The organism is Pseudomonas sp. MYb327, from assembly GCF_040438925.1.
Classification (GTDB): Bacteria; Pseudomonadota; Gammaproteobacteria; order Pseudomonadales; family Pseudomonadaceae; genus Aquipseudomonas.
Genome location: NZ_CP159258.1, coordinates 5,595,016 through 5,621,134 on the forward strand (window position 1 = coordinate 5,595,016; position 26,119 = coordinate 5,621,134).

General features: G+C 60.3%; 20 protein-coding genes. 3 read left to right on the forward strand and 17 right to left on the reverse strand.

Annotated elements, in window-relative coordinates; genetic code table 11:
* Positions 1-134: 134 nt before the first annotated feature.
* From ABVN21_RS25305 to betI, 8 genes are all read right to left on the reverse strand, one after another.
* On the reverse strand, positions 135-1,313 hold the full coding sequence (locus ABVN21_RS25305) for an NAD(P)/FAD-dependent oxidoreductase (protein ID WP_339556599.1): 1,179 nt from the start codon (positions 1,311-1,313) through the stop codon (positions 135-137).
* A gap of 144 nt (positions 1,314-1,457) precedes the next feature.
* Positions 1,458-2,795, reverse strand: a complete 1,338-nt coding sequence (dbpA, locus tag ABVN21_RS25310; RefSeq protein ID WP_236708449.1) for an ATP-dependent RNA helicase DbpA — start codon at positions 2,793-2,795, stop codon at positions 1,458-1,460.
* Between the two features lie 105 nt (positions 2,796-2,900).
* Complete coding sequence (gene mdtD / locus ABVN21_RS25315; protein ID WP_339556597.1) at positions 2,901-4,328, reverse strand: multidrug transporter subunit MdtD; 1,428 nt, start codon at positions 4,326-4,328, stop codon at positions 2,901-2,903.
* A 142-nt stretch (positions 4,329-4,470) separates the two neighbouring features.
* Entirely contained in the window at positions 4,471-5,808 is a 1,338-nt protein-coding gene (locus ABVN21_RS25320; protein ID WP_339556596.1) for a TldD/PmbA family protein, read from the reverse strand.
* The gene (locus ABVN21_RS25325; protein ID WP_339556595.1) at positions 5,808-7,250 is read right to left on the reverse strand and encodes a TldD/PmbA family protein; all 1,443 of its coding nucleotides are present in this window, start codon (positions 7,248-7,250) and stop codon (positions 5,808-5,810) included. The genes ABVN21_RS25320 and ABVN21_RS25325 overlap by 1 nt, the downstream gene beginning before the upstream one ends.
* A gap of 269 nt (positions 7,251-7,519) precedes the next feature.
* Positions 7,520-9,220, reverse strand: a complete 1,701-nt coding sequence (gene betA, locus ABVN21_RS25330; protein ID WP_339556594.1) for a choline dehydrogenase — start codon at positions 9,218-9,220, stop codon at positions 7,520-7,522.
* A gap of 167 nt (positions 9,221-9,387) precedes the next feature.
* Positions 9,388-10,860 carry a betaine-aldehyde dehydrogenase gene (gene betB / locus ABVN21_RS25335; RefSeq protein ID WP_339556593.1) on the reverse strand — a complete coding sequence of 491 codons (1,473 nt, stop codon included), beginning with the start codon at positions 10,858-10,860 and terminating at the stop codon, positions 9,388-9,390.
* Positions 10,861-10,920: 60 nt separating this feature from the next.
* Complete coding sequence (gene betI / locus ABVN21_RS25340; protein WP_027926636.1) at positions 10,921-11,514, reverse strand: transcriptional regulator BetI; 594 nt, start codon at positions 11,512-11,514, stop codon at positions 10,921-10,923.
* 380 nt (positions 11,515-11,894) lie between these two features.
* Between betI and ABVN21_RS25345 the strand changes: the two genes are divergently transcribed.
* On the forward strand, positions 11,895-13,850 hold the full coding sequence (locus tag ABVN21_RS25345) for a BCCT family transporter (protein WP_339556614.1): 1,956 nt from the start codon (positions 11,895-11,897) through the stop codon (positions 13,848-13,850).
* 172 nt (positions 13,851-14,022) lie between these two features.
* Here the strand turns inward: ABVN21_RS25345 and choV are convergent, their stop codons facing one another.
* The 3 genes from choV to ABVN21_RS25360 all read right to left on the reverse strand — a co-directional run bounded on the left by choV (position 14,023) and on the right by ABVN21_RS25360 (position 17,057).
* Positions 14,023-15,201 carry a choline ABC transporter ATP-binding protein gene (gene choV / locus ABVN21_RS25350; protein ID WP_339554898.1) on the reverse strand — a complete coding sequence of 393 codons (1,179 nt, stop codon included), beginning with the start codon at positions 15,199-15,201 and terminating at the stop codon, positions 14,023-14,025.
* On the reverse strand, positions 15,198-16,043 hold the full coding sequence (choW, locus tag ABVN21_RS25355; RefSeq protein WP_034147473.1) for a choline ABC transporter permease subunit: 846 nt from the start codon (positions 16,041-16,043) through the stop codon (positions 15,198-15,200). Before choW ends, choV begins: the two co-directional genes overlap by 4 nt.
* Positions 16,044-16,109: 66 nt before the next feature.
* On the reverse strand, positions 16,110-17,057 hold the full coding sequence (locus ABVN21_RS25360) for a choline ABC transporter substrate-binding protein (protein WP_339554897.1): 948 nt from the start codon (positions 17,055-17,057) through the stop codon (positions 16,110-16,112).
* Between the two features lie 437 nt (positions 17,058-17,494).
* Between ABVN21_RS25360 and ABVN21_RS25365 the strand changes: the two genes are divergently transcribed.
* Both ABVN21_RS25365 and ABVN21_RS25370 read left to right on the forward strand, forming a co-directional pair.
* The gene (locus tag ABVN21_RS25365) at positions 17,495-18,871 is read left to right on the forward strand and encodes an L-serine ammonia-lyase (protein WP_339554896.1); all 1,377 of its coding nucleotides are present in this window, start codon (positions 17,495-17,497) and stop codon (positions 18,869-18,871) included.
* Positions 18,872-19,477: 606 nt separating this feature from the next.
* Positions 19,478-20,581, forward strand: a complete 1,104-nt coding sequence (locus tag ABVN21_RS25370) for a GlxA family transcriptional regulator (protein ID WP_150773583.1) — start codon at positions 19,478-19,480, stop codon at positions 20,579-20,581.
* A gap of 64 nt (positions 20,582-20,645) precedes the next feature.
* Here the strand turns inward: ABVN21_RS25370 and ABVN21_RS25375 are convergent, their stop codons facing one another.
* The 6 genes from ABVN21_RS25375 to ABVN21_RS25400 all read right to left on the reverse strand — a co-directional run bounded on the left by ABVN21_RS25375 (position 20,646) and on the right by ABVN21_RS25400 (position 26,045).
* Entirely contained in the window at positions 20,646-20,909 is a 264-nt protein-coding gene (locus ABVN21_RS25375; protein WP_339554895.1) for a hypothetical protein, read from the reverse strand.
* Between the two features lie 342 nt (positions 20,910-21,251).
* On the reverse strand, positions 21,252-22,415 hold the full coding sequence (locus ABVN21_RS25380; protein ID WP_339554894.1) for a gamma-butyrobetaine dioxygenase: 1,164 nt from the start codon (positions 22,413-22,415) through the stop codon (positions 21,252-21,254).
* Between the two features lie 14 nt (positions 22,416-22,429).
* Positions 22,430-22,906: a thioesterase family protein gene (locus tag ABVN21_RS25385; protein WP_339554893.1), complete on the reverse strand. Its 477-nt coding sequence runs from the start codon at positions 22,904-22,906 to the stop codon at positions 22,430-22,432.
* A gap of 130 nt (positions 22,907-23,036) precedes the next feature.
* Positions 23,037-24,002: an L-carnitine dehydrogenase gene (locus tag ABVN21_RS25390; protein ID WP_339554892.1), complete on the reverse strand. Its 966-nt coding sequence runs from the start codon at positions 24,000-24,002 to the stop codon at positions 23,037-23,039.
* A gap of 136 nt (positions 24,003-24,138) precedes the next feature.
* The gene (locus ABVN21_RS25395; RefSeq protein WP_075946234.1) at positions 24,139-25,026 is read right to left on the reverse strand and encodes a 3-keto-5-aminohexanoate cleavage protein; all 888 of its coding nucleotides are present in this window, start codon (positions 25,024-25,026) and stop codon (positions 24,139-24,141) included.
* 74 nt (positions 25,027-25,100) lie between these two features.
* Positions 25,101-26,045, reverse strand: coding sequence for a choline ABC transporter substrate-binding protein (locus ABVN21_RS25400; protein ID WP_339554891.1), 945 nt, complete (start codon positions 26,043-26,045; stop codon positions 25,101-25,103).
* Positions 26,046-26,119 lie beyond the last annotated feature (74 nt).

The following is a 26,119-nucleotide window of genomic DNA, read 5'->3' on the forward strand; positions in this document are numbered from 1 at the left end:
CAAAATCTGTTCCTTCCCTGTGAGACACGACCTTTGTAGGCGCCGGCTTGCTGGCGATGAACGATCATGCGGTCTGCCTGACAGACCGTGTTGTTGGCATCGCTGGCAAGCCAGCTCCTACTGGGATCTGGGTATCAGACGTACTGCGCGGCGGCGTAACCCGAGGCCCAGGCCCACTGGAAGTTGAAACCGCCCAGATGCCCGGTCACGTCCAGCACTTCACCAATGAAATACAGGCCAGGGCTTTTCAGTGATTCCATGGTCTTGGACGACACCTCGTGGGTATCCACGCCACCCAGGGTCACTTCGGCGGTGCGGTAGCCTTCGGTGCCGGCGGGTACGACTTTCCAGCTCGCCAGTTTTTCGGCGATGGCGGCAATTTCCGCGTGGGTGTACTGCTTCATCGGTTTGGAGACGAACCAGTTGTCCGCCAGCAAATTGGCCATCTTCTTGGTGAAAATTTCACCGAGCAGGGTTTTCAGTTCGCTGTTGGGGCGTTCGGCTTGTTGCTGTTGCAGCCAGTCCGATGCGTCATGGTCCGGCATCAGGTTGATTTCCACCGTGTCACCGGATTCCCAGAACGAAGAAATCTGCAAAATCGCCGGGCCACTCAGGCCGCGGTGAGTGAACAGAATGTTCTCGCGAAAGCTCTGGTCATTGCAGCTGACCAGGCAATCCACCGACGTCCCGGACAACTCGGTGCACAGTTCCTTGAGCTGATCGGTGATGGTGAACGGCACCAAACCGGCGCGGGTCGGCAACAGGTCGTGACCGAATTGCTTGGCCACTTGGTAGCCGAAACCGGTGGCGCCCAGGGTTGGAATCGACAGGCCGCCCGTGGCGATCACCAGGGATTCGCAAGTGATCTGGCCCATTGTGGTGTCCAGCAAGTAACCCTGTTCGAGCTTCTCGATGGACTGGATCGCAGTGTCCAGGTGCAGGCTCACGCCGACCTGATCGCACTCGTTGAGCAGCATCTCGAGGATGTCGCTGGACTTGTTATCGCAGAACAATTGGCCGAGTTTTTTCTCGTGATACGGCACGCCATGCTTGGCGACCATGCCGATGAAATCCCACTGGGTGTAACGCGCCAAGGCAGATTTGCAAAAGTGTTCGTTTTGCGAGAGGAAATTGCCCGGTTCGGTGTACATGTTGGTGAAATTGCAGCGGCCACCGCCCGACATCAGGATTTTCTTGCCGGCCTTGTTCGCGTGGTCGAGCAACAACACCTTGCGTCCGCGCCCGGCGGCGGTCAGTGCACACATCAACCCTGCGGCGCCAGCGCCAATGATCACGACTTCGGTAGAGCGCAAAACGGTGTCCTCACACAAGAGCTGATCTGGAATGAAATCAAATGTGGGAGCGGGCATGCCGGCGATGGCATCACTCGGTCTGCCTGGAAAGCCGAGTCGATGCCATCGCTGGCAGGCCAGCTCCCACAGGGGGGCGCGTTGTTCTTACAGGATGCGAACGCGCAGCGAACGGCCTTTGATCTTGCCGTCGTTCAGGCGCTGCAAGGCCTGCTTGGCGATACCGCGTTCCACCGCCACATAGGCCTGGAAATCGAAAATTGCGATCTTGCCGACCTGGGCACCGGGAATGCCGGCATCGCCCGTCAGTGCGCCAAGGATGTCACCCGGGCGAACCTTGTCTTTACGGCCGGCGCCGATGCACAGGGTGCTCATCTGCGGCAGCAATGGACCACCACCTTGATTGGTCAGGTTGTCCACCTGGTCCCAGGTCAGCGGCGATTTCTGCAACTGTTCGATGGCCTGTGCACGCTGAGCCTCGGACGGAGCGACCAGACTGATCGCAATGCCTTTCTCGCCAGCACGACCGGTACGGCCGACGCGGTGAATGTGGATTTCCGAATCACGGGCCAGTTCGACGTTGATCACCATGTCCAGGGAATCGATGTCGAGGCCGCGTGCGGCAACGTCGGTGGCAACCAGTACCGACGTGCTGCGGTTGGCGAACATTGCCAGCACTTGATCGCGGTCGCGTTGTTCCAGATCGCCGTGCAGGCCGACGGCGGAGATACCTTTAGCGGTCAGGTGATCGACGGTTTCCTGAACCTGCTGCTTGGTGAAGCAGAAGGCCACGCAAGACGCCGGGCGAAAGTGGCCGAGGACCTTGGTCACGGCGCTCATGCGCTCTTCCGGGGAAATCTCGTAGAAACGCTGTTCGATCTGCGTGTCATCGTGGAACGCCTCGGCCTTCACTTGCTGCGGATTGCGCATGAATTTCGACGCGAGCTGCTTGATGCCCACCGGGTACGTGGCGGAGAACAGCAAGGTCTGGCGACGCTCCGGGGCCTGCATGATGATCTCTTCGATGGAATCGTAGAAACCCATGTCCAGCATGCGGTCGGCTTCGTCGAGGATCAGCGTGTTGAGGCCGTGAAGCACCAGCGAACCCTTGCGCAGGTGCTGCTGGATGCGTCCCGGGGTGCCGACGATGATGTGTGCGCCGTGCTCCAGCGAAGCGATCTGCGGGCCGAGGGACACGCCGCCGCACAGGGTCAGGACCTTGATGTTGTCTTCGGCACGGGCCAGGCGACGGATTTCCTTGGCGACCTGGTCGGCCAGTTCGCGGGTCGGGCACAGAATCAATGCCTGGCAGCCGAAGTAGCGCGGATTGATCGGGTTAAGCAGGCCGATACCGAACGCGGCGGTCTTGCCGCTGCCGGTCTTGGCCTGGGCGATCAGGTCCATCCCCTTGAGGATCACCGGCAAGCTTTGCGCCTGGATCGGCGTCATCTGGGCATAACCGAGGGAGTCGAGGTTAGCCAGCATGGCGGCGGACAGCGGCAAAGTATTAAAAGCGGTGGCGATGGTGGTCACGGGACTGGCCTGCAAAACAAAATGTCGCGCAGTGTACCAGTCCGATGGCCTTTAGCCCTAAGGTTCGATGTGCTCTTCCGGACGTTTGACGCGCCGTCCGTCTTCCTTTGAGAGCTGCGAGAAGATCGTCGCGGCCAGCATCGCCATGATGCCGACGGTCACAAAGGTCAGTTGAAAAGCACCCAAAACGGTTTGAACGCCGTCGTTTCCAATTTCCGCCGTAAAACCACCAAGCAACGCACCGGCGCACGCAACACCCAGGCTCAGGGACAATTGCGCGACTACCGACAGCAAGCTGTTGCCGCTGCTGGCGCTGGCGTCGTCGAGGTCGATCAGGGTCACGGTGTTCATCGCGGTGAACTGCAAGGAGTTGATCGCGCCGAGAACTGCCAATAGACACAGCAGCAGCCAGTACGGCGTCTGCTCGCTGACCAGACCCATGCTCGCCAACATGATCCCCAGCGCCAGGGTGTTGCCGGTCAGCACGATGCGGTAACCCAGGCGCTCGATAAGTGGCCGCGCCACCCACTTGGCGATCATCGCCGCAGCCGCCAGTGGCAGCATGCTCATCCCGGCCTGGGACGGCGAATAGCCCAGTGCCACTTGCAGCAGCAGCGGCACGAGGAACGGTAAGGCGCCGCTGCCCAGGCGGGCGAATAGATTGCCGAGGATGCCGACGGCGAAGGTGCGGGTCTTGAACAGCGACGGGGCGAACAGAGGGTTTTCGATGTGCCCGGCGCGCAGCCAGTAGGCCGCCAGACACGCCATGCCGCTGAACAGCAGCAACATCACTCGCAGATGTGGCAGGTGCAGTTCGCCGAGTCCTTCCATGGCGATGGTGATCAGGATCATCGCTGCGCCGAACAGCACGAACCCCAGGCTATCGAAACGGGTGCGCTCGGTGCCGCGCAGGTCCGGGATGAATTTCCACACGGCGTAGCAGCCGATTGCACCGACCGGCAGGTTGATCAGGAAGATCCAGTGCCAGGTCAGGTATTCGACCATCCAGCCGCCCATGGTCGGGCCGATAAGCGGGCCGAGCAGCCCGGGAATGGTGATGAAGCCCATGATTCGCACCAGTTCCGAGCGCGGGTAGGCGCGCAGCACCACGAGGCGCCCGACTGGCAGCATCAAGGCGCCGCCCAAACCCTGAATCACTCGGGCGCCGATCAGCATGCTCAAGCTTTCCGAGAGCGCGCAGAGCAGCGAGCCGAGGCTGAACAGCAGGATGGCGCCGAAGAAGATTTTCTTGGTGCCGAAGCGGTCGGCGATCCAGCCTGAAGCGGGGATCAGCAAGGCGACCGTGAGCATGTAGGCGATGATCACGCCTTGCATACGCAACGGGTCTTCCGCCAGGTCGCGGGCCATGGCGGGCAGGGCAGTGTTGAGGATGGTCCCGTCGAGGGACTGCATGAAGAAGGCAATGGCGACGACCCACGGCACCCAGCGGGCGGTGATGGGATCGAGAGGCGGGCGGTTGGGCATGGGACCTCTTGGCAAGGAAAATCAGCGTTTCACCGATACTGTAGAAGCTGGCTTGCCAGCGATGAGGCCGTCAAATTCAACGTAGTTGTCAGCTGACAGAACGCGATCGCTGGCAAGCCAGCTCCTACAGGGTTTTGCGTGTTTACAGGGTCAAGGTTAGTTTGCTGACCAGCGCTCCCGGCAACAACGCCGAAGCCGTTGCCCGTTGGCTGTAAGTACTCGCCGACAACAGCATCTCGCGCTCCTGGGTCAGCGCTTCCAGTTGTGAACCCAACAAGCTGAAGGCGCTGTCATCAAACCGCATGGTGCTGACCGGCGCCTGAATCTCGCCGTTCTCGACCCAGAACGTCGCAAACCGCGTCATGCCGGTCAGGCGTGCCGCCGGTTGATCCGAGAAGTTCAGGTACCACAGGTTACTGATGTACAAACCCGTGCCCAGTTGCTTGAGGATTTGCGCCTCAGGCAGATCCCCGGCCCGCATGTTCAATGCTGTTGGCGACTCCCCGCCGCTGGCGCCGTTGGCGGTCAAACCGTATTCGGCGGCGCTGCGTGAACCGACCAGTTGCGCGCCAGCCTTGCCCTCGACAATCAACCCCAGGTCGCTGCGCGGATAGCCTTCGTCGGAGAACGCCGGGCTCAACGAACCGCTGACTTTTTCATCCAGCGAAACCAGCGGACTGAACGCCTGATCACCACCGTAGAGCCTTTGCAACGGACTGCTTTTGCTGGCAATCGACTGCGCGGAAAAACCGCCCCAGCACAGCATGCTCATGATTTCTTCCATTGCCGCGGGGGCGAGGTAGGCGCGGTACTGACCGGGCGCCAGGGTACGCAGCGGTCGACTCAAAAACTCAAGCTGTTCGCGGGCCTGCTGGAAGCGTTTGGCAAAGCCTTCGCTGCTCCAGTCGTGCCCGGCGTAACTGGCTTTCACCGCTTGGCCGTTTTCATGGAACAGGCTGAAATCGAAGTTGAAACTATTGGCTTGATGCCAGCCGAATGCCCCGCAAGAACTGGCGAAACCACGGCTGATGGGGCCGGCAGCATAGAACCCGACGAGGTCCAGGCCTTCGGCAGCCCGGGTGATTTCGGCCACCACTTGCTCGGTATCCGGCAGCGGATGTTCCTGCACGTTCTGGCTTTTCCAGCCGGTGTAGTTGAGCAGCAAGTACGGGTCTTGCGGCAGCAGCGGCAAGGTTTCGCGAAGTTGTTGCAGGCCTTCGGCCAAGCGCTGCAGGTCAACCAGTGGATCGCCAGCCAGGGTGATGTCGAGGTCGGCGTGGCGCCCATCGTTGATCAGTTTCAGGCCGATGCTCGCCTGCTGCACATGCCCGGCCTGACGCACCTTGGCGTGATTGAAGCGCACGAAAGCCGATGATTCGGCGGCGTAGCTGAGGGTGAATTGCTCCGGCTCGTGAAGCGCTTCACGCAAACCGGTGACCAATGCATTGAATGACTCGGCCTGAGCCTTGGACGTACTCATCAGGCGTCTCCCCCGAACACATCAACGTTACTGAATACACACGCTGGCGAGGCATGTCCGACGCGGATCACCTGATTCGGTTCGCCCTTGCCGCAGTTCGGTGTGCCGAGGACCTTAAAGGTGCTGGCATCGCCCACCGCGCTGAGACTCTTCCAGAACTGCGCGGAAATCGCCCGGTAATTTGGGTTCTTCACCACGCCCTTGAGTTCTCCATTCTCGATCAACTGACCCCACTCGCAGCCGAACTGGAACTTGTTGCGCGCATCGTCGATGGACCACGAGCGGTTGGTGCTCATCAGAATGCCGTGCTCGATGTTCCCGATCAGTTGCTCCAGGGGTTGGTCGCCGGGCTCGATGTTGAGGTTGGCCATGCGATCAATCGGCGGGCGGTTCCAGCTGCAGGCGCGGCTGTTGGCGACGCCTTCCATGCCCGCGCGAAATTGCGACAGCGCACCGCCCAAGGGGCGTAGCAGCAGGCCTTCGTGAATCAGGAATTGCTTGCTGGCGGCCGTGCCGTCGTCGTCATGACCGTAACTGGCGAGTTGCTCGGGGATGTCTGGGTCGAAGGTCACGTTGAGCAGGTTCGAGCCGTATTGCAGGCTGCCGAAATCTTCGGCCTTGACGAAACTGGTGCCGGCGTAATTGCGCTCGTCGCCGAGGATGCGGTCCAGCTCAAGCGGGTGGCCGATGGATTCGTGGATCTGCAATATCATCTGGTCAGGCGTCAGCAGCAGGTCGCGAGGGCCTTGCGGAGTGTTCGGTGCCAGCAGCAATTGCAGCGCCTGATCGGCGATTTTTTTCCCTGCGCCAATCAGCCCGCAGCGGCTGACTACATCAAAGCCACCCTGTTGGCCGAAGTTTTCCCGCCCGAACGTTCGGGTCTGGCTGTCGTTACCGTCGTAGGCGGTGACCTCCAGTCCGGGGAAGACGAAGCGCTGGGCCTGACGCAGCTCGGCGCCGGCGCTGTTGAGGTAGATCTGTTCGACATGAGTGATGCCGATGCTCACCTGCCAGTTCACCAGCCGCTCGTCCTTAGGGACGGCGGCGGATTCGGCGCCGAGCAGTTGGTAGCAATCGCTCAGGGACGGGAACGGTTGGTCGAAGTTTGGTGAGACGTAGTCGGCGCGGTCACTCGACACGGCCTGTTCGCGCAGGTCCAGCAAGGCGTGGGGCTTGAGCTGGCGTGCTTGCTGTTCGGCCCGTTCGAGTGCGGCTTGCAGGCCTTGTTGCGACAGGTCGTTGGTCGCGGCATAGGCTTCGACGCCATTGACGCGCACGGTCAGCATCGCCCCTTCGTCACGGCTCATGCTCGGCGGCTCGGCAACGTTCTTGCGCACCGACAGGTGCTGGCCGGACTCGCGCACATAACGCAGGGAAAAGAATTCAGCGTTCGTGCGCAACGCAGCAAACCGCTGCTTGAGCTGGGGGTGGAAATCGAACATTCGGGAACCTCCTTGGCGTGGAGTGACGGTGACGCGGTGCTGCGAGGGGGGTGAAAGATTGCGTGGCGCTAGAGTAGGCTTGCGCGGGGGGAGGATCAAGTTTGGATCTGTGGCGAGAGGATTGCCGGGTTTGTCTGGACGAGGTGTGCTGCTTTTCATGGCCTCATCGCTGGCAAGCCAGCTCCCACAGGACCGAGTTGGACGCAAATTTTGCGGCCGACATAAAACCTGTGGGAGCTGGCTTGCCAGCGATTGGCCGTGATGCTGTGTTACGCGGTCTGGCTCACTTCACGCAAAGGCTTGCCCTTCACCGGCGCATCGCCCGCGACGTAGTAGTCAGCCTTGCTGCGCGGTAGTGGTTGGCGACCACGGATCTTGTCGGCGATTTTCTCGGCGATCATGATCGTTGGTGCGTTCAGGTTGCCGGTGGTGATGATCGGCATGATCGAGGCATCGACCACACGCAGGCCCTGCATGCCATGCACGCGACCTTCGCCGTCGACCACGGCCATCTCGTCGGTGCCCATCTTGCACGAGCAGGACGGGTGGAACGCGGTCTCGGCGTGCTCGCGGATGAACTTGTCCAGTTGCTCGTCGGTTTGCACGTCGATGCCCGGGCTGATTTCGCGGCCACGGAAGGCGTCCAGCGCAGGTTGCTGCATGATTTCACGGGTCAGGCGGATGCCGTCGCGGAATTCCTGCCAGTCCTGCTCGGTGGCCATGTAGTTGAACAGGATGCTCGGGTGCTGGCGCGGATCCTTGGACTTGGCCTGGATGCGACCACGGCTCGGCGAACGCATGGAACCCATGTGCGCCTGGAAACCGTGTTCTTTCACGCCGTTGCTGCCGTTGTAGTTAATCGCTACCGGCAGGAAGTGGTACTGGATGTTCGGCCATTCGAATTCCGGACGGGAACGGATGAAACCGCCCGCTTCGAACTGGTTGCTGGCGCCGATGCCGGTGCCGTTGAACAGCCACTCGGCACCGATGGCCGGCTGGTTGTACCAGAGCAGTGACGGGTACAGCGAGACCGGTTGGGTGCAAGCGTATTGCAGGTACAGCTCAAGGTGATCCTGCAGGTTTTCACCCACGCCCGGCAAGTCGTGGACCACCGGGATGTCGAGCTTGTTCAACAGTTCGGCAGGGCCGACGCCTGAGCGTTGCAGGATCTGCGGCGAAGCGATGGCGCCGGAGCACAGCAGCACTTCCTTGCGCGCTTTGACCTCGACGCGCTCTTCGGCATCGCCCACCAGGTAACGCACGCCGACCGCACGTTTGCCTTCGAACAGGATCTTGTCGGTCAGGGCGTGGGTGACGATGGTCAGGGTTGAACGCTTTTTGGCCACGTCCAGGTAACCGCGAGCGGTGGAAGCGCGACGGCCTTTCGGCGTCACGGTGCGGTCCATCGGGCCGAAGCCTTCCTGCTGGTAACCGTTGAGGTCTTCGGTGCGCGGGTAACCGGCCTGCACGCCTGCTTCGACCATGGCGTGGAACAGTGGGTTGTTGCCGGCTTTCGGCGTGGTCACGCTGACCGGGCCGTCGCCGCCGTGGTAATCGTTCGGGCCGATGTCGCGGGTTTCCGCTTTACGGAAATACGGCAGGCAATCGAGGTAGGTCCAGTCTTCCAGACCTGGCAGTTTCGCCCAGCCGTCGTAGTCCATGGCGTTGCCGCGGATGTAGCACATGCCGTTGATCAGCGAAGAACCACCCAGGCCCTTGCCGCGACCGCATTCCATACGGCGACCGTCCATGTGTGGCTCGGCATCGGTTTCGTAGGCCCAGTTGTAGCGACGGCCTTGCAGCGGGAACGCCAGGGCGGCCGGCATTTGTGTGCGGAAGTCGAAACGGTAATCCGGGCCGCCCGCTTCGAGCAGCAGGACGGTGACGCCGGCGTCTTCAGTCAGACGGGTCGCCAGGGTGTTACCGGCCGAGCCGGCACCAATGATGATGTAATCGAATTCTTGGGACATTGAATGCACCCTCTTTGATAGTGGTCAGGTCGGGCCTCGGCGAGTGCTTCGCACTCGATCGCCGGCTCCTACAGGATCGGGGTAACCGATGATTTGGCGAACGACGCCAAACCTGTAGGAGCTGGCTTGCCAGCGAAAGCGGCCTCACGGGCAATACAAAACCCGGGTTAGAACACCGAGGCGTAATCGCCCAGCTCGACCTGTACCGATTTGATGCGGGTGAAGTTGTTCAGCGAGCTGATGCCGTTCTCACGACCAACACCCGACTGCTTGTAGCCGCCAACCGGCATCTTCGCGTCGGACTCGCCCCAGGCGTTGATCCAGCAGATACCGGCTTCCAGTTGATGAATCACGCGGTGGGCGCGGTTCAGGTCCTTGGTGACGATACCGGCGGCCAGGCCGAAGTCGGTGTCGTTGGCGCGGCGGATCACTTCTTCTTCGGTTTCGTAGGTCAGGATCGCCATCACCGGGCCGAAGATTTCTTCACGAACGATGGTCATGTCGTCGGTGCAGTCGGTGAACACGGTCGGAGCAACGAACGCACCTTTGGCGAATTCGCCCTCAGTCAGACGCTCGCCGCCGCACAGCAGGCGTGCGCCTTCTTCTTTGCCCTTGGCGATGTAGCCCAGCACGCTTTCCATGTGGGCGAAGCTCACCAGCGGACCGAAGTTGGTGTTTTCGTCTTCCGGGTTGCCGATGCGGATGCGTGCAACGCGCTCAGCGATCTTGGCTTCGAAAGCGGCTTTCAGGTGCGCCGGTACAAACACGCGAGTGCCGTTGGTGCAGACCTGGCCGGAGCTGTAGAAGTTGGCCATCATCGCGGTGTCGGCGGCGCGATCGAGGTCGGCGTCGTCGCAGATGATCAGCGGCGACTTGCCGCCCAGTTCCATGGTCACGTCCTTGAGCGAAGAGCTCGAAGCGCTGGCCATGACTTTCTTGCCGGTGTCGGTGCCGCCGGTGAACGAGACTTTCTCGATGCGTGGGTGCTCTGTCAGCCAGGTGCCGACTTCACGGCCGCTGCCGGTCAGAACGTTGAACACGCCCGCTGGCAGGCCGGCTTCGGTGTAGATCTCGGCCAGTTTCAGCGTGGTCAGGGAAGTGACTTCGCTTGGTTTGAAGATCATCGCGTTACCGGCCGCCAGAGCCGGAGCGGATTTCCACAGGGCGATCTGGATCGGGTAGTTCCACGCGCCGATACCGGCCACGACGCCCAGCGGCTCGCGACGGGTGTAGACGAACGACGTGGTGCGCAGCGGGATCTGCTCGCCTTCGATGGCCGGAACCAGGCCAGCGTAGTACTCCAGCACGTCAGCGCCGGTAACGATGTCGACGTAGCGGGTTTCGGAGTACGACTTGCCGGTGTCCAGGGTTTCCAGGGCGGCCAGTTCATCGTTGCGCTCGCGCAGGATGTCTACCGCGCGACGCAGGATGCGCGAACGCTCCATGGCGGTCATCGCAGCCCAGATTTTCTGGCCCTTTTCGGCGCTGACTACCGCGCGCTCGACGTCTTCCTTGGTTGCGCGCTGTACTTTTGCGAGGACTTCACCGTTAGCCGGGTTGATGGCTTCGAAAGTGGCGTCGCTGCTGGCGTCGCTGTAAGCACCATCGATGTAGAGTTTTTGCAATTCGAAACGGGCCATAAAGTCCTCGCAAGAGCATAAGTGGTGGCACGGTCCGGTGGTTGAGCGTTTATGTGTGCTCTAACTCACCCGCTTGGCCAGTTGGAAATCCATGTATTCGTAAGCGATCCGGTGCGCTTGCTCAGTGTCGAAAGCATCTCCCGACAGGGCGCCGCGCAACCACAAACCGTCAATGAGGGCTGCCAGGCCACGGGCTGCACTGCGCGCATCATCGAGCGGCAATACGCGGCGGAACTGGCAGCACAGGTTGGAATACAGACGGTGATCGTTGATCCGCTGCAACCTGTGCAAAGACGGGTGGTGCATGCTGGTGGCCCAAAAGGCCAGCCAGGTTTTCATTGCCGGGCCATTGACCTGGCTGGCGTCGAAGTTGCCTTCGATGATCACCTGCAGATGCGCCCGCGGGCTGTCATCTGTCAGCGCCTGACGGCGCGCGGTGACGTTCTCGCTGAGGACACTCATCAGGTACTGCGCCGTGGCAGCGATCAGGCCGTTCTTGTCCTGAAAGTAATGACTGATGATGCCGTTCGAGACACCGGCCAAACGGGCGATCAGCGCAATGCTGGCGTCCCCCATTCCGACCTGGTCGACCGCCAGCAATGTGGCTTCGATCAACTGCTGGCGACGGATGGGTTGCATACCGACCTTGGGCATCTTGCACATCTCCTTAGGCCTTCCGGCAGACGTAAAACGGCTACCGGCTTGAGGCCAGTCTATTTTGTTTTGATTGAACGTTCAATCAACAAAGAATAAGATCTGCGACAAATCGTCGCTGCTTACAGATTTTTCCTACGTGTAAATGGCGAAAAACCGACATCCGAAACAGCTCGAAACCTGTACGCCAAGGCGTCTCCAGGGCTTCGGGCTTTTTTCGGGGTGTCTTTATATCACCCGCTGGTCGGCTGCCCACTAACCGATTAGTCGGGTAACACGTTTGTCTTGCGTTCTTCTCTCGCACTGCCCGGAGCATCTGTGCCATGAGTTCTGCCTCGCTTATAAAGACCCCACCCGAGAAGGTGACGGTCAACGGTTGGGTGTTCTACACCTCTACCGCGTTGATTCTGTTGTTGACCGCCATTCTGATCATTGCCCCGCAAGAGGCCGGCAGACTGCTCGGTACGGCGCAAGCCTGGTTGTCCCGCAGCTTCGGCTGGTACTACATGGTAGTGATCGCCGCCTATCTGATCTTTGTGGTTGGCCTGGCGTTTTCGTCCTACGGCGAACTCAAGCTGGGCAGCAAGGACGACACCCCGGACTTTAGCTACGGCGCCTGGGCGGGGATGCTGTTCTCGTCGGGTATCGGCATTTCGCTGCTGTACTTTGGTGCCTCCGAGCCGCTCGACCACTATTTCAATCCGCCGGAAGGCGTGGCCGCCAGCAACCTCGCCGCACGTCAGGCCGTTCAGCTGACGTTTCTGCACTGGGGTCTGCATGGCTGGGCGATCTACGCACTGGTCGGTCTGGCCGTGGCTTACTTTGCCTACCGTCATAATCAGCCGCTGGCGTTGCGTTCGGCGTTGTATCCGCTGGTGGGCGAGCGTTGGGTCAAAGGCGCGGCCGGGCATGCGGTAGACGGTTTTGGCATGTTCGTGACTTTGCTGGGGCTGGTCACCAACCTGGGCATTGGCTCGCTGCAGGTGTCGTCCGGGCTGGAAAACCTGTTCGGCATGGAACACAGCAACACCAACCTGCTGATCGTGATCATCGTGATGAGCACCGTGGCGACCATCGCCGCCGTGTCGGGTGTGGAAAACGGTATTCGTCGCCTGTCCAACCTCAACATCGTGCTGTTCAGCGGCCTGCTGATTTTCGTGCTGTTGTTCGGCCCGACCTTGCACCTGCTCAACGGCTTTGTGCAGAACGTCGGGGATTACCTGAACGGCGTGGTGCTGAAGACCTTCGATCTCTACGTGTACGAAGGCGACAGCGAGAAGTCCGACCGCTGGTTGGGTCTGTGGACCCTGTTCTACTGGGCCTGGTGGATTTCCTGGGCGCCATTCGTGGGCATGTTCATCGCGCGTATTTCCCGTGGTCGCACGGTGCGCGAACTGGTCGCTGGCGTACTGCTGATTCCGCTGGGCTTCACTTTGGCGTGGCTGTCGATCTTCGGTAACTCGGCGCTGGACCTGGTGATGAACCACGGCGCGGTTGAGCTTGGGAAAACGGCGCTGGAACAGCCGTCCATGGCGATCTACCAATTGTTGGAGCATTACCCGGCATCGAAGGTGGTGATCGGCGTGTCGATTTTCGTCGGTTTCGTACTGTTTCTGACCCCGGCGGATTCCGGCGCGGTGATGATGGCCAACCTTTCCTGCAAGGGCGGTAACGTCGACGAAGATGCGCCGCACTGGCTGCGGATCTTCTGGTCGGTGGTGATCACCCTGGTGACCATCGGCCTGCTGTTCGCCGGTAACTTCGAAGCCATGCAAACCATGGTGGTGCTGGCCGGACTGCCGTTCTCGGTGGTGCTGGTGTGCTTCATGTTCGGCCTGCATAAGGCGATGCGCCAGGACGTGCAGATCGAACAGGAACAAGCGGAATTGGCGGCACGTGGTCGCCGTGGTTTCAGCGAGCGTTTGACGCAACTGGACCTGCAACCGAGCCAATCGGTGGTGCAGCGTTTCATGGACAAGCACGTGAGCCCGGCCTTGCAGGATGCGACCACGCAAATGCGTGCTCAAGGGCTGGAAGTGCAGACGCTGCTGGGCAAGTCCAAGCGTTGCATGGGCGTGCGGGTCGAGATGGAGGAGGGCAACCCGTTTGTCTATGAAGTCAGCCTGGATGGCTATCTGGCTACGCCGACCGAGTCGGCCGTCTCTGATGAAATGCGGCCCGATGAGGCGCGCCAGCGCTACTACCGCGCCGAGGTGTACCTGCACAACGGCAGCCAGGACTACGATTTGATGGGTTTCACCCAGGACCAGATCACCCGTGACGTGCTCGATCAGTTTGAAAGCCATCGGCAGCTCCTTGGCCGGGTTTACAGCTGAGTGACCGCACAGCCTTTGTAGGAGCTGGCTTGCCAGCGATGGCCCCACCGCGGTGTATCTGATACGCCGCCATCGCTGGCAAGCCAGCTCCTACAGGGATAGCGTCATTACAAATAATCTGTTCAAACAAAAACGCCGCGATCCACTCGCGGCGTTTTTGTGTCTGTTGCCTTTATCCCAGGTTCTTGCCGAGCAGTGCGTGGTACAGCTCGCTGTCTCCCAGAATCCCGACCACATGGTTGTTGTCGTGTAGCACCAGTTTGTTGCCAGTCTGATAGCGAATCTGCAACGCGTCGCGCATGCCGATGTTCGAATCCACCAACGTTGGCCGACGACCCAGACCTTCAACCGCCTGGCCCGGTACCCAATTCTGCAAGTCCAGGGCAGAACCGTTCTGACGTGCACCCTTGATGGTGTTGCCTTCCGCCAGGTCCAGCCACGAATCACCGCCCGGATCGAGGCACACCGAACCGTTGATGCGCTTGCAGTTGTCCAGGGTGCGCATCAGGCTGCGACCGCACAGCACGTTCAGTGGGTTGGTGTGGGCCACGAAGGTGCGCACGTAATCGTCGGCAGGGTTGAGGACGATTTCTTCCGGCTTGCTGTACTGGATGATCCGGCCGTCTTTCATGATCGCGATACGGCTGCCGAGCTTCAGGGCTTCATCGAGGTCGTGGCTCACGAACACGATGGTCTTGCTCAGCTTGCGTTGCAGCTCCAGCAGTTCGTCCTGCAGGCCCTGGCGGATCAACGGGTCGAGCGCCGAGAACGGTTCGTCCATCAGCAGAATGTCGGCGTCCATCGCCAGCGCACGGGCCAGGCCCACACGCTGCTGCATACCGCCGGACAGTTCATCGGGTTTCTTGTTGCGCCATTGGGTCAGGCCCACCAGCTCGAGTTTTTCATCGACCAGTTTCTTGCGTTCCTTCTCCGGACGGCCCTGCATTTCCAGACCGAAACTGATGTTCTCGCGCACCGTCAGCCAAGGCATCAGGGCGAACTTCTGGAACACCATGGCGATGCGCTTGGTGCGCATCATTTTCAGTTCGGCCGGGGTGCAGGAAGCAATGTTGATCTGCTTGCCTTCGTGCTCGACGAACAGCTTGCCGCGGCTGACGGTGTTGAGGCCGTTGATGCAGCGCAGCAGGCTGGATTTGCCAGAGCCGGACAGGCCCATCAACACGCAAATTTCACCTTTCTCGACATCCAGGCTGGCCTTTTCCACGCCAACGATCTGCCCGGTTTTTTTCAGGATCTCGCTGCGGGTCATGCCCTGGTCGAGTAGTTTCAAGGCTTCGCGCGGGTCCTTGGTGAAGATCACGTCGACGTCTTCGAAGCGAATTATGCTCATGCGTCACCCCCTACTTTGGCGTCGGGTTGTTTGCAGATACGGTCGAGCATGATCGCCAGCAGTACGATCGCCAGGCCTGCTTCGAAGCCCAGGGCGATATCAGCGGTATTCAGTGCGTTGACCACGGGTTTGCCCAGGCCGTCGGCGCCCACCAGTGCCGCAATCACCACCATCGACAACGACAGCATGATGCACTGGGTGATACCGGCCGCGATGCTTGGCATGGCGTGGGGCAGTTCGATTCGCGAAAGCAGCTGGCGTCGCGAGCAGCCAAAGGCCTTGCCGGCGTCCATCAATTCTTGCGGGACATCACGGATGCCCAGGTAAGTCAGGCGGATGGGCGCGGCAATCGCGAACACCACCGTCGAGATCAGACCGGGGACCACACCCAGACCGAAGAGGGTCAGGGTAGGAATGAGGTAGACGAAGGTCGGCACGGTCTGCATCAGATCGAGCACCGGACGCATCATGGTGTAGAACATCGGTTTGTGCGCGGCGACGATACCCAGCGGTACGCCGATGACTACGCAGACCAGGGTCGCGAACAACACCTGGGCGAGGGTTTCCATGGTTTCCTGCCAGTATCCCAGGTTGAGGATCAGCAGAAAGGAGGCAACGACGAAGGCGGTCAGGCCCCATTTGCGCTGGATGAAGTGGGCAAGTATTGCGATTAGGCCGATCAAGACCAGCGGGTTGAACCAGGTCAGCGCAAACGTCACGCCGTGGATCATCGTTTCCAGTGACACGGCAATTGCGTCGAAGGTGTTGGCGCCGTGTTGCGTCAACCATTCAACGAAGCCTGCGATGTACTGGCCTAGAGGTATTTTCTGATCAATCAGCATGGTAGTGAACGTCCGCATGCAAGGAAATAAACAGCCCGGACGGCCGGAGCCGTCCGGCGTAAGCGATTACTGATTCAGCTTGGCTTTCACGGCCTCCAGGCCAGGTTTACCGTCAATGGTGGTCACGCCAGCGAGCCAGGTATCGAGCACCTGGGGATTCTTTTTCAGCCAGGCCTTGGCGGCCGCGTCAGGCTTCATTTTGTCGTCCAGGATGTTGCCCATCAGTTCACTTTCCATGTCGACGGTGAACTCCAGGTTCTTCAGCAACTGACCGACGTTGCTGCATTCCTCGGCGTACCCTTTGCGGGTGTTGGTCGCCACGGTGGCGGCACCAAAATCGGGGCCGAAGAAATCGTCGCCGCCGGTCAGGTATTGAATCTTGAAGCGCTTGTTCATCGGGTGCGGGGCCCAGCCCAGGAACACCACGGCGGTATCGCGTTTTTGCGCGCGGTCGACCTGCGACAGCATGCCCGCTTCGCTTGATTCAACGACCTTGAAGCCGGCGTCCTTCAGGCCGAAGGCGTTCTTGTCGATCATACTCTGGATCAGGCGGTTGCCGTCGTTACCCGGTTCGATGCCGTAGATCTTGCCGTCGAGTTCTTTCTTGAACTTGGCGATGTCGGCGAAATCATGCAGACCTTTGTCATACAGCGCCTGGGGCACAGCGAGGGTGTACTTGGCGCCCTTGAGGTTGGTGCGCACGGTTTCCACGGTGCCGGCATCGCGGTAGGCCTTGATGTCGTTTTCCATGGTCGGCATCCAGTTACCGAGGAACACGTCCATGTTCTTGCCGTCGGCCAGGGACTTGTAGGTCACCGGCACGGAAATCATGGTGGTCTTGGTCTTGTAGCCGAGGGCGTTGAGCACGACGCTGGTGGTCGCGGTTGTCGCGGTAATGTCGGTCCAGCCGACATCGGAGAAGTTTACGGTGTTGCATTGGGCCGGATCGGCGGCTTGCGCCAGAACCGGCAGACTAAGCAGGGCGGCCAACAACAACGACGGGGAACCTTTCATGGATGGACTCCTTGGTGTTTTTTTTGGCAGTGTTTCCGACTGGAACCACCGCACTTATAGGTTGCGGTTGGATGGCGTTTTGGAGACAGCTCTACCACGGCGCCTTGCAATCGAGTCGATACGATCATGTACCAGTGAAAATCTGACGCCTACAGGGTGCGTCGTAACCAGTACAGGGATGGTCGCATCCAGTGTCGGTGACGTCGTTTACAGCTTTTTTCAGCCTCTTTTGTCCGTCTGAGCCGCAAGAAAACGGCGCAAACACGACGTGAAAGACACGCGGCGTTCGTGGACATGAGTGCGTCGGTGTGAGACGTCGAACGACGGGATAAAAGCCTGATGATGCGGCCATCCCGACGGATTGCAGCTTGAGCGTAGCAGCTCCGTCACCGGGCGCTTTTGCGCCTGGCGTTGGCACATCCAGGAGTTACGCAGCAATGGCTATCAGTGTTTTCGACCTGTTCAAAATCGGTATCGGCCCTTCCAGTTCGCACACCGTGGGGCCTATGCGGGCGGCGGCGCTGTTCGTGCAGGGTTTGCGTGAGCGGGGGCTGCTTGATCAGGTTCGGCGTGTCGAAGTGCAGCTGTTTGGTTCGTTGTCCGCCACCGGCATCGGCCACGGCAGCGACAACGCGGTGATCATGGGGCTAATGGGCGAGTGGCCGGATGCGATCGATCCATCGCAAATCGGCATCCGCATCGCCACCCTGCGTGAAACCGACACCCTGTTGCTCGACGGCCGCGTGTCGGTGCCATTCAACTGGACTCGGGACATGCGCCTGATCGACGAAAACCTGCCGTTCCATCCCAACGCCATGACCTTGATTGTCGAAGGCGATGACGGTGAGTTGTATCGCGATACCTACTATTCGGTTGGCGGCGGTTTTGTCGTCGACGAAGCCCAGGCTTCAAGCGGTGTCGTCGACCTTGATCGCACTGTATTGCCTTACGATTTCTCCAGCGCCGCCGAGTTGCTGGAGCTGTGCAAGAAGCACAACCTGCGCGTGGCCGATTTGATGATGGCCAACGAGAAGGTCTGGCGCAGCGAAGAGGAAATTCGCAGCGGCTTGATGACGCTCTGGCGCGCCATGCAGGATTGCGTCGAGCAAGGCCTCAAGCACGAGGGCATCCTGCCCGGTGGCCTGAACGTGCGCCGACGTGCGGCCAAGTTGCATCGCAGCTTGCAGGAACTGAACAAGCCCAACGTGATCGGCTCGACGCTGAGCGCCATGGAGTGGGTCAACCTGTTCGCCCTGGCGGTCAATGAAGAAAACGCTGCCGGTGGGCGCATGGTCACGGCGCCGACCAATGGCGCGGCGGGGATCATTCCGGCGGTGTTGCACTACTTTATGAAGTTCAGCGAAGACGTGACCGACGCCAACGTTGTCGATTACTTCCTCGGTGCGGCAGCGGTTGGAATCCTGTGCAAGAAGAACGCCTCGATCTCCGGTGCCGAAGTCGGCTGCCAGGGTGAAGTGGGCTCGGCCTGCGCCATGGCAGCGGCGGGGCTGGCGGAAATCCTCGGCGCCACGCCGGAGCAATTGTGCAACGCGGCGGAAATTGGTCTGGAACATAACCTTGGACTGACCTGCGACCCGGTGGGCGGGTTGGTGCAGGTGCCGTGCATCGAGCGCAACGCGATTGCCGCGGTGAAAGCGATCAATGCGGCGCAGATGGCCTTGCGCGGTGATGGTCAGCACTTTATCTCGCTGGATCGGGTGATTCGCACGATGCGTGATACCGGTGCCGACATGCATGACAAATACAAAGAGACTTCGCGGGGTGGATTGGCCGTTAGCGCTGTGGAGTGTTGAGACCGAGTCGACCCCAATCGCTGGCAAGCCAGCTCCCACAGGTTCTCTGGTGTTGCTGATATCTGGATCACACCACAACCCTGTAGGAGCCGGCTTGCCGGCGATGAACGATAACGCGGATTTCCTGATGCACCGCGTTGAATGTATCGCCAGCAAGCCGGCTCCTACAGATAGCGGCCAGACCAGTCAAAACTGCGCGCTAAGTGAACACGTGATCCCAGGCGCGCCACCTTTTGGCGCGTCGCTTACAGATAAGTAATTGACCCCAATATCAGGAACGACCTGACCCTGACCATCCGTCACCTGTGCCTGCGGTGACACTCTTTCCGGGTTGCTCGCAGCCCTGTTCCCACAAGTGCTACCGATTTGCTCACAGGCAACGGAGCAGGGCATTTGCCGCCGCTGATGGCACTTATAACCCCTGCTCCCTGCGCGTCTTATATAGACACATTCCGACGTCGTTTTTAGGAGTTATTGAACGCACATTCAAATTTAGGCATGGCAATTGCTCTGTCATTACAAAGCCCGTCTCTCACGCGAGAACGATGGCAATAACAAGAGCCTCCGCCTGAGGCCATCACCCGCTTTGTGTGAGGAGATACCGCGATGACGTCGTTCAACTCCGGGGCCCAACCCCAGAACCGTGCGCCTCAATCCATCGGCTTTTTGCTGCTGGACAATTTCACGCTGATTTCCCTGGCTTCCGCAGTCGAACCACTGCGCATGGCCAACCAATTGTCCGGTCGCGAGTTGTATCGCTGGACCACCCTCACCGTCGATGGCGGTCAGGTCTGGGCCAGTGACGGTCTGCAAATCACCCCCGATGCCTCCATGCACAAAGCCCCCGCCCTGGACACCGTGATTGTCTGCGGCGGTATCGGAATTCAACGCACTGTTACCCGCGAACACGTTTCTTGGCTGCAAAGCCAGGCCCGTCAGTCCCGTCGCCTAGGCGCGGTCTGTACTGGCAGCTGGGCCCTGGCGTGCGCCGGCCTGCTGGACGGTTTCGATTGCAGCGTGCATTGGGAATGTCTGGCGGCGATGCAGGAAGCTTTCCCGCGTGTGGCCATGAGTACTCGTCTGTTCACCCTCGACCGTAACCGCTTCACCAGCTCTGGTGGCACGGCGCCGCTGGACATGATGCTGCACCTGATCAGTCGCGATCACGGTCGCGAACTTTCAGCCGCGATTTCGGAGATGTTCGTCTACGAGCGCATCCGTAACGAACAGGATCACCAGCGCGTGCCGCTCAAGCACATGCTCGGCACCAATCAGCCGAAGTTGCAGGAAATCGTCGCGCTGATGGAGGCCAACCTTGAAGAGCCGATCGACCTCGACGAGCTGGCGGTGTATGTCGCGGTCTCCCGTCGTCAGCTCGAGCGCCTGTTCCAGAAGTACCTGCACTGTTCGCCGTCGCGTTACTACCTCAAGTTGCGCCTTATCCGTGCGCGTCAACTGCTCAAGCAAACGCCGATGTCGATCATCGAAGTGGCGTCGGTGTGTGGTTTTGTGTCCACGCCGCACTTCTCCAAGTGCTACCGCGAATACTTCGGCATTCCGCCGCGTGACGAGCGCGTAGGTTCCAACACCACGCAGCAAGTGGCGATGATGCCGCTGCCACAAGCGCTGGTGCTGTCGCCGCTGTCCGGGCCATTGTCGGCGTTGAGCCAGGCGCGCAATGAGTCGACGTTTGCTAGCGTAAGGCTCTAAAGCAGAGGCACTTTTGTGGCGAGGAAGCTTGCTCCCTCGCCACAGAGTTGTTACACCTCGGCCATCAGGCGCTACGGCTCTGCTGAAACTCCGCCAACGCCGGCAACAACTGCTTGTCGATCGCCTGGCGCACCGCCGGCAGAATCGTCGCGCTGCTGGTGTACATCTGCTTGACCATGGTCCGCAGCACGATAGCTCGTTCGTTGTTCAAACCCCGCACTGCACATTCACAAGCCTGCTCGGCCGTGGCGCCGCTCGGCACTTGAAATCCCAACGCTTTCAGTTGGCCCAACAGGTCTTCCTGGTCTATCAAATCGGCGTACATCATGACGCAATCCTTCTTCAGGGAACGGTGTCGTGGCTCGATTCTGGTAGTGGCAAAGGGTGGCGGCAAGGGCGATTTGTCGCAATGGCCGCAATGACTACGAACAGGTCGTTTTCGGGCAATTTGCCGGCGAAGAGAGTTGGCACACTGGACCCAGCTCGCTTCACGAAGGTTTGGTCACCCTCGCGCAACGGCTCCTCAACAGTACCCTCCTCAGCTCCGATCTTGTCACGGCTTGATCGGGGTTTTTTTTGGCTGCAAAACGCAATCGCTGGCAAGCCAGCTCCTACAAGGTTCGCGTAAGCCTTTAGGAGCTGGCTTGCCAGCGATGAACGATGGCGCGGTCTAGCGTTGCAACACCAGAATGCGCGACAACAGCTCATCCCGGTCGACATAACACCCCTGGAAATGCCGCGCCCCGGTGGCCGGGTCAAACGCGTTACGCGCATGCAAAGTGCGGCGGTTGTCGAAGCACCACAGCTCGCCGGGATTGAGCCTTTGCATCAGCCTGAACCGAGGCTCGCGAGTCATCGCAATAAACCGTCGATATGCGCGATAGAGCTTGGGCATCTGCTCCACCGAGGCATCAAACGGACCCCGCAAAAAGTTTGCCATGCGAATTTCCGACACCTGCCCCAAGGCATCCAGCGCAATGATCGGCGCGAGGCAGCGGTAGTCGCTGTGGCGGTCTTTATTGCGGAATTCCACGGGGACCTCGCAGAGACTTTTGAACGACTCGGGATCTTCCAGGCGTAACGACTCGGCGATGGCAAAACCGTCGACAAAAATGCTCTCGCCACCCTCGGCGTCATTGATCAGGCAATGGAGGAATTGCAGGCCGGGTTGTAATTCGCGAGTCGGCAAATCGCTGTGAAGCGGCAGGTTGAACGCGGTGTAGGCGTTACTGTCGGCGTCAGCCTTGGATTGCACGTTGAACAGCACGCCGAAATTGCTTTCGCGGATGAAGGAGATGCGCTGGGCGATCAACTTCAAGGAGCCGGGTTCGGTCGGCACGCCACGGACTTGAGTCAGCCCGACGTCGCGCACCGCCAGCAGCCATTGCAACAAGGCGTCGTTGTCGTTTATCAGCGCTTGGTAATCGAACACTGGAAGCTGCAAATCACTGCGCCAGAGCCTGGCTTTCGGCTTGCCTGCGCGGCGTTCGGCACGGGATTCATCGTCGTAAGCGTGGGCGCGCAACCAGCCGGGATCGAAACGGCTGAGGTGGCCGTCCTGCCACTGCACGCACAGGCAGCCTTCAGCATCGACACAGGTTTCGGTGGGTGTCAGGTTTTCCGGCACGTCGACGATTTCCAGTACCTGCTCGCGGGTCACCGTGTACACGCATTGCGGGCACGGGCAATTGTCCCGCAGCCATTGATGATGGAAGGGACTGACGCGGTTGTCAGCCCACTTCACCAGAACACGATCCGCCATGGCCTGCACGCCTGTCAGCGCGCTGATCAACGGATAAGTACGGAAGTCGGCAAAAGCAGCGGCGGTGTTCAATGGCGATCTCCTTGTTATTTTTTTGGCGGCAGTGCGATCACTCGGCCGACGTAAGCGGGGGTTGGCAGGTCGGACTGTTCGGCGACAATGGCTTGCAGTTTGCCCAACGTTGCTTCGCTGAACGGAGTAGAACGCGGCCCGGCCAAATCCACGTGCAGCAGCATTTGCTCGTTACCGGCCAGCTCCTTGTCGTCACCGACCAGATGCAGGCTGTGATAGAGGTGCAGGCGTTTGCTGTCGTGGCCGATGATCTGCGTGCGCACTTCAACGTCGGCGTCGAGTTTCACTTCATGCAGGTAATTGAGGTGCAGTTCCAGGGTGAACAGCGAGTGGCCGCTGGCTTCGCGGTTGTTGCTGTCCATGCCGAGGCGATCCATCAGCGCGTCGGTGGCGTAGCTGAAGATCAGCAGGTAAAAGGCGTCGCGCAGGTGGCCGTTGTAGTCGACCCAGTCGGTGATGATTTTTGTCTGGTAGGTGGTGAGGGTGGGCATGTCATCAAATCCTGAAGTCATCAAAACCTGTAGGAGCCGGCTTGCTGGCGATAAACGATAACGCGGTACACCTGATGCATCGCGTGGCCTGGATCGCCAGCAAGCCGGCTCCTACAGAGAGCGGTGTTGCTTATTCGGCAAACGCCATCCCATGCTTCTCTTTGGTGGTCTTCACCGCCTCCAGCACCGCCAGCAGGCAGTCATCACGATAGCGCTCCAGCGCCGAAATGCTGTGTTTGCCAAGTTGATCGCTGGTGCCATCGACGACATCGTCGATCAACTTGTCGGTCAGTTCCGGCGCCGGCAGATAAGTCCAGGGCAACTGCAACGCCGGGCCGAATTGCGCCATGAAGTGGCGCATGCCGGCATCGCCGCCGGCCAGAGTGTAGGTCAGGAATGTGCCCATGAACGACCAGCGCAGACCGGCGCCAAAACGGATCGCATCGTCGATTTCGCCAGTGGTCGCCACGCCGTCGTTGACCAGGTGCAGCGCCTCGCGCCACAACGCTTCGAGCAAACGGTCGGCGATGAAACCCGGTACTTCCTTGCGCACATGCAGCGGGCGCATGCCGAGGGATTCATAGACTTTCATCGCCGCTTGCACGGCTTCAGGTGCAGTGTTTTTGCCGCCAACCACTTCCACCAATGGCAGCAGATACACCGGGTTGAAAGGGTGCCCGACCACGCAGCGTTCAGGGTGCGTGGCGCTCTCGTAGAATTCGCTGGGCAGCAGGCCGGAGGTGCTGGAGCCGATCAGGGCATTGGGCTTGGCCGCTGCGCTGATCTTGCTGTGCAGTTCCAGTTTCAGCTCCAGGCGTTCCGGAGCGCTTTCCTGGATGAAGTCGGCGTCGCGCACGCATTCTTCGATGGTCGCGACAAAACGCAGGCGATCTTGCGACGCGCCAGGCGCCAGGCCTTGTTTCTCCAGCGCACCCCAGGCATTGGCGACGCGTTTGCGCAGGGCGGCTTCGGCGCCGGGCGCCGGGTCCCAGGCCACCACGTCGAGGCCGTGGGCGAGGGCGCGGGACACCCAGCCGCTGCCGATGACACCGCTGCCCAGGGCAGCGAAGGTTTTGATTTCGGTAATGAAGGTCATGGCAACTTCCTGAAAAAATCGATGATCCCCGTAGGAGCCGGCTTGCTGGCGATTTGCGGTGTAACAGTCGACGTTTATTTCGAATGCCCGACCGTAATCGCCAGCAAGCCGGCTCCTACAAAGGGTGGCGTTCTAATTAACCGCGCTGGGTCAGGCCCATCTTTTTGCGGCCTTCAGCCGGAGTCAGCACGCGGGCGCCGAGGCGGCTGAGGATTTCGCTGGCGCGTTCGACCAATTGGCCGTTGGTCGCCAGCACGCCCTTGTCCAGCCACAGATTGTCTTCCAGCCCGACGCGCACGTTGCCGCCCAGCAACACGGCTTGCGCGGCCATCGGCATTTGCATGCGGCCGATGCCAAAACCGGCCCAGACCGCATCGGCGGGCAGGTTGTCGACCATGGCCTTCATGGTAGTGGTGTCCGCCGGCGCGCCCCACGGGATGCCCAGGCAGAGCTGGAACAGCGGGTTGTCGAGCAGGCCTTCCTTGATCATCTGCTTGGCGAACCACAGGTGACCGGTGTCGAAAATTTCCAGCTCGGCCTTCACGCCCAGCTCTTGAATGCGTTTGGCGCCAGCACGCAGCTGGGCCGGAGTGGACACGTAAATGGTGTCACCGTCGCCGAAGTTCAGGGTGCCGCAATCGAGGGTGCAGATTTCCGGCAGCAATTCTTCAACGTGGGCCAGACGGGTCAGCGGGCCGACCAGGTCAGTGTTCGGGCCGAACTCCATCGGGTTCTCGCCGGCGCCGATTTCCAGGTCGCCGCCCATGCCGGCGGTGAGGTTGACGATGATGTCGACGTCGGCCTCACGAATGCGCTCCATCACCTCGCGGTACAGCGCAACGTCACGGCTGAACTTGCCGGTTTGCGGGTCGCGAACGTGGCAGTGCACCACGGTGGCACCGGCCTTGGCGGCTTCTACGGCGGCAGCGGCGATTTGTTTCGGGGTGACCGGCACGTGTGGGCTCTTGGCGGTCGTGTCGCCAGCACCGGTGAGTGCGCAGGTGATGATGACGTCGTGGTTCATGAGGCGGTTTCCTTCAGGCGTAATGGTCCCGTCCGCAGCCCTGTCGGGCTGCGAATCGGTGGTTCAGATGAGATTTATTTGCTGGTCAGTTTCAGGTTTTCAGCCGCTGGTTTGCCATCGAAGGTGGTGACGCCTTCGAGCCAGCGCTGCTTGTCTTGCGGGTGATCTTTCAGCCATTGCTTCGCCGATTCGAAGGCGTCCTTGTGATCCAGCAGCGGCTGCATCATCCGGCTCTCGTCTTCGGCGGTGAATGTCAGGTTGCTCAGCAGGCGACCGATGTTCGGGCATTGCTCGGCGTATTTCGGCGCGGTGACCGTCCACACCGTGGCCATGCCTTCATCCGGGCCAAGGGCGTCTTCGCTGCCGGTGAGGTAAGTCATTTGCACGTTGACGTTCATCGGGTGCGGTGCCCAGCCGAAGAACACCACGGCTTCCTTGCGGCGCACGGCGCGATCAACCGCCGCGAGCATGCCGGCTTCGCTGGATTCAACCAGCTGAAACTTGCCAAGGCCGAACTGGTTCTTGGCGATCATCGCCTTGATCTGGGTGTTGGCGCCCGAGCCAGGTTCGATGCCGTAGATCTTGCCGCCCAGTTCTTTTTCGAACTTGGCGATGTCGGCGAAGGTTTTCAGGCCCTTGTCGGCGAGGTAAGTCGGCACGGCAAGGGTAGCGCGGGCGTCTTTCAGGCTGGGCGCTTCAAGGACCTTGACCTGGTTGGCGTCGACGAACGGGGTGATGGTCTGGGTCATCAGCGGGTTCCAGTAACCCAGGAACAGGTCCAGACGCTGATCGCGGATCCCGGCGAAGATGATTTGCTGGGAGGCGCTGGTTTGTTTGGTGTTGTAGCCGAGGCCATCGAGCAATACCTGGGTCATCGCGCTGGTGGCGATTACGTCGGTCCAGTTCACCACGCCCATGCGCACATTTTGGCAAGAAGCGGGTTCGGCGGCCATGACGCTGGCGCTCAGCAAAGCGGTACCACTGAGTGCAAGAACACAGCTGCTGATCAGTCGTTTCATTCTCAGGTTCCTCGGCAGTTTCATTATTGTGGGTCCGGTCGTCTTTGTGCGCCGGTGATGACACGTTACGCAGC

Excerpts from the sequence above, each read along its gene's own strand:
- dbpA (WP_236708449.1), bottom strand. The coding sequence starts at position 2,795 with ATGCTGGCTAACCTCGACTCCCTCGGTTATGCCCAGATGACGCCGATC.
- mdtD (WP_339556597.1), bottom strand. The coding sequence starts at position 4,328 with ATGCCCAACCGCCCGCCTCTCGATCCCATCACCGCCCGCTGGGTGCCG.
- ABVN21_RS25320 (WP_339556596.1), bottom strand. The coding sequence starts at position 5,808 with ATGAGTACGTCCAAGGCTCAGGCCGAGTCATTCAATGCATTGGTCACC.
- ABVN21_RS25325 (WP_339556595.1), bottom strand. The coding sequence starts at position 7,250 with ATGTTCGATTTCCACCCCCAGCTCAAGCAGCGGTTTGCTGCGTTGCGC.
- betA (WP_339556594.1), bottom strand. The coding sequence starts at position 9,220 with ATGTCCCAAGAATTCGATTACATCATCATTGGTGCCGGCTCGGCCGGT.
- betB (WP_339556593.1), bottom strand. The coding sequence starts at position 10,860 with ATGGCCCGTTTCGAATTGCAAAAACTCTACATCGATGGTGCTTACAGC.
- betI (WP_027926636.1), bottom strand. The coding sequence starts at position 11,514 with ATGCCCAAGGTCGGTATGCAACCCATCCGTCGCCAGCAGTTGATCGAA.
- choV (WP_339554898.1), bottom strand. The coding sequence starts at position 15,201 with ATGAGCATAATTCGCTTCGAAGACGTCGACGTGATCTTCACCAAGGAC.
- choW (WP_034147473.1), bottom strand. The coding sequence starts at position 16,043 with ATGCTGATTGATCAGAAAATACCTCTAGGCCAGTACATCGCAGGCTTC.
- ABVN21_RS25360 (WP_339554897.1), bottom strand. The coding sequence starts at position 17,057 with ATGAAAGGTTCCCCGTCGTTGTTGTTGGCCGCCCTGCTTAGTCTGCCG.
- ABVN21_RS25365 (WP_339554896.1), top strand. The coding sequence starts at position 17,495 with ATGGCTATCAGTGTTTTCGACCTGTTCAAAATCGGTATCGGCCCTTCC.
- ABVN21_RS25370 (WP_150773583.1), top strand. The coding sequence starts at position 19,478 with ATGACGTCGTTCAACTCCGGGGCCCAACCCCAGAACCGTGCGCCTCAA.
- ABVN21_RS25375 (WP_339554895.1), bottom strand. The coding sequence starts at position 20,909 with ATGATGTACGCCGATTTGATAGACCAGGAAGACCTGTTGGGCCAACTG.
- ABVN21_RS25385 (WP_339554893.1), bottom strand. The coding sequence starts at position 22,906 with ATGCCCACCCTCACCACCTACCAGACAAAAATCATCACCGACTGGGTC.
- ABVN21_RS25390 (WP_339554892.1), bottom strand. The coding sequence starts at position 24,002 with ATGACCTTCATTACCGAAATCAAAACCTTCGCTGCCCTGGGCAGCGGT.
- ABVN21_RS25395 (WP_075946234.1), bottom strand. The coding sequence starts at position 25,026 with ATGAACCACGACGTCATCATCACCTGCGCACTCACCGGTGCTGGCGAC.
- ABVN21_RS25400 (WP_339554891.1), bottom strand. The coding sequence starts at position 26,045 with ATGAAACGACTGATCAGCAGCTGTGTTCTTGCACTCAGTGGTACCGCT.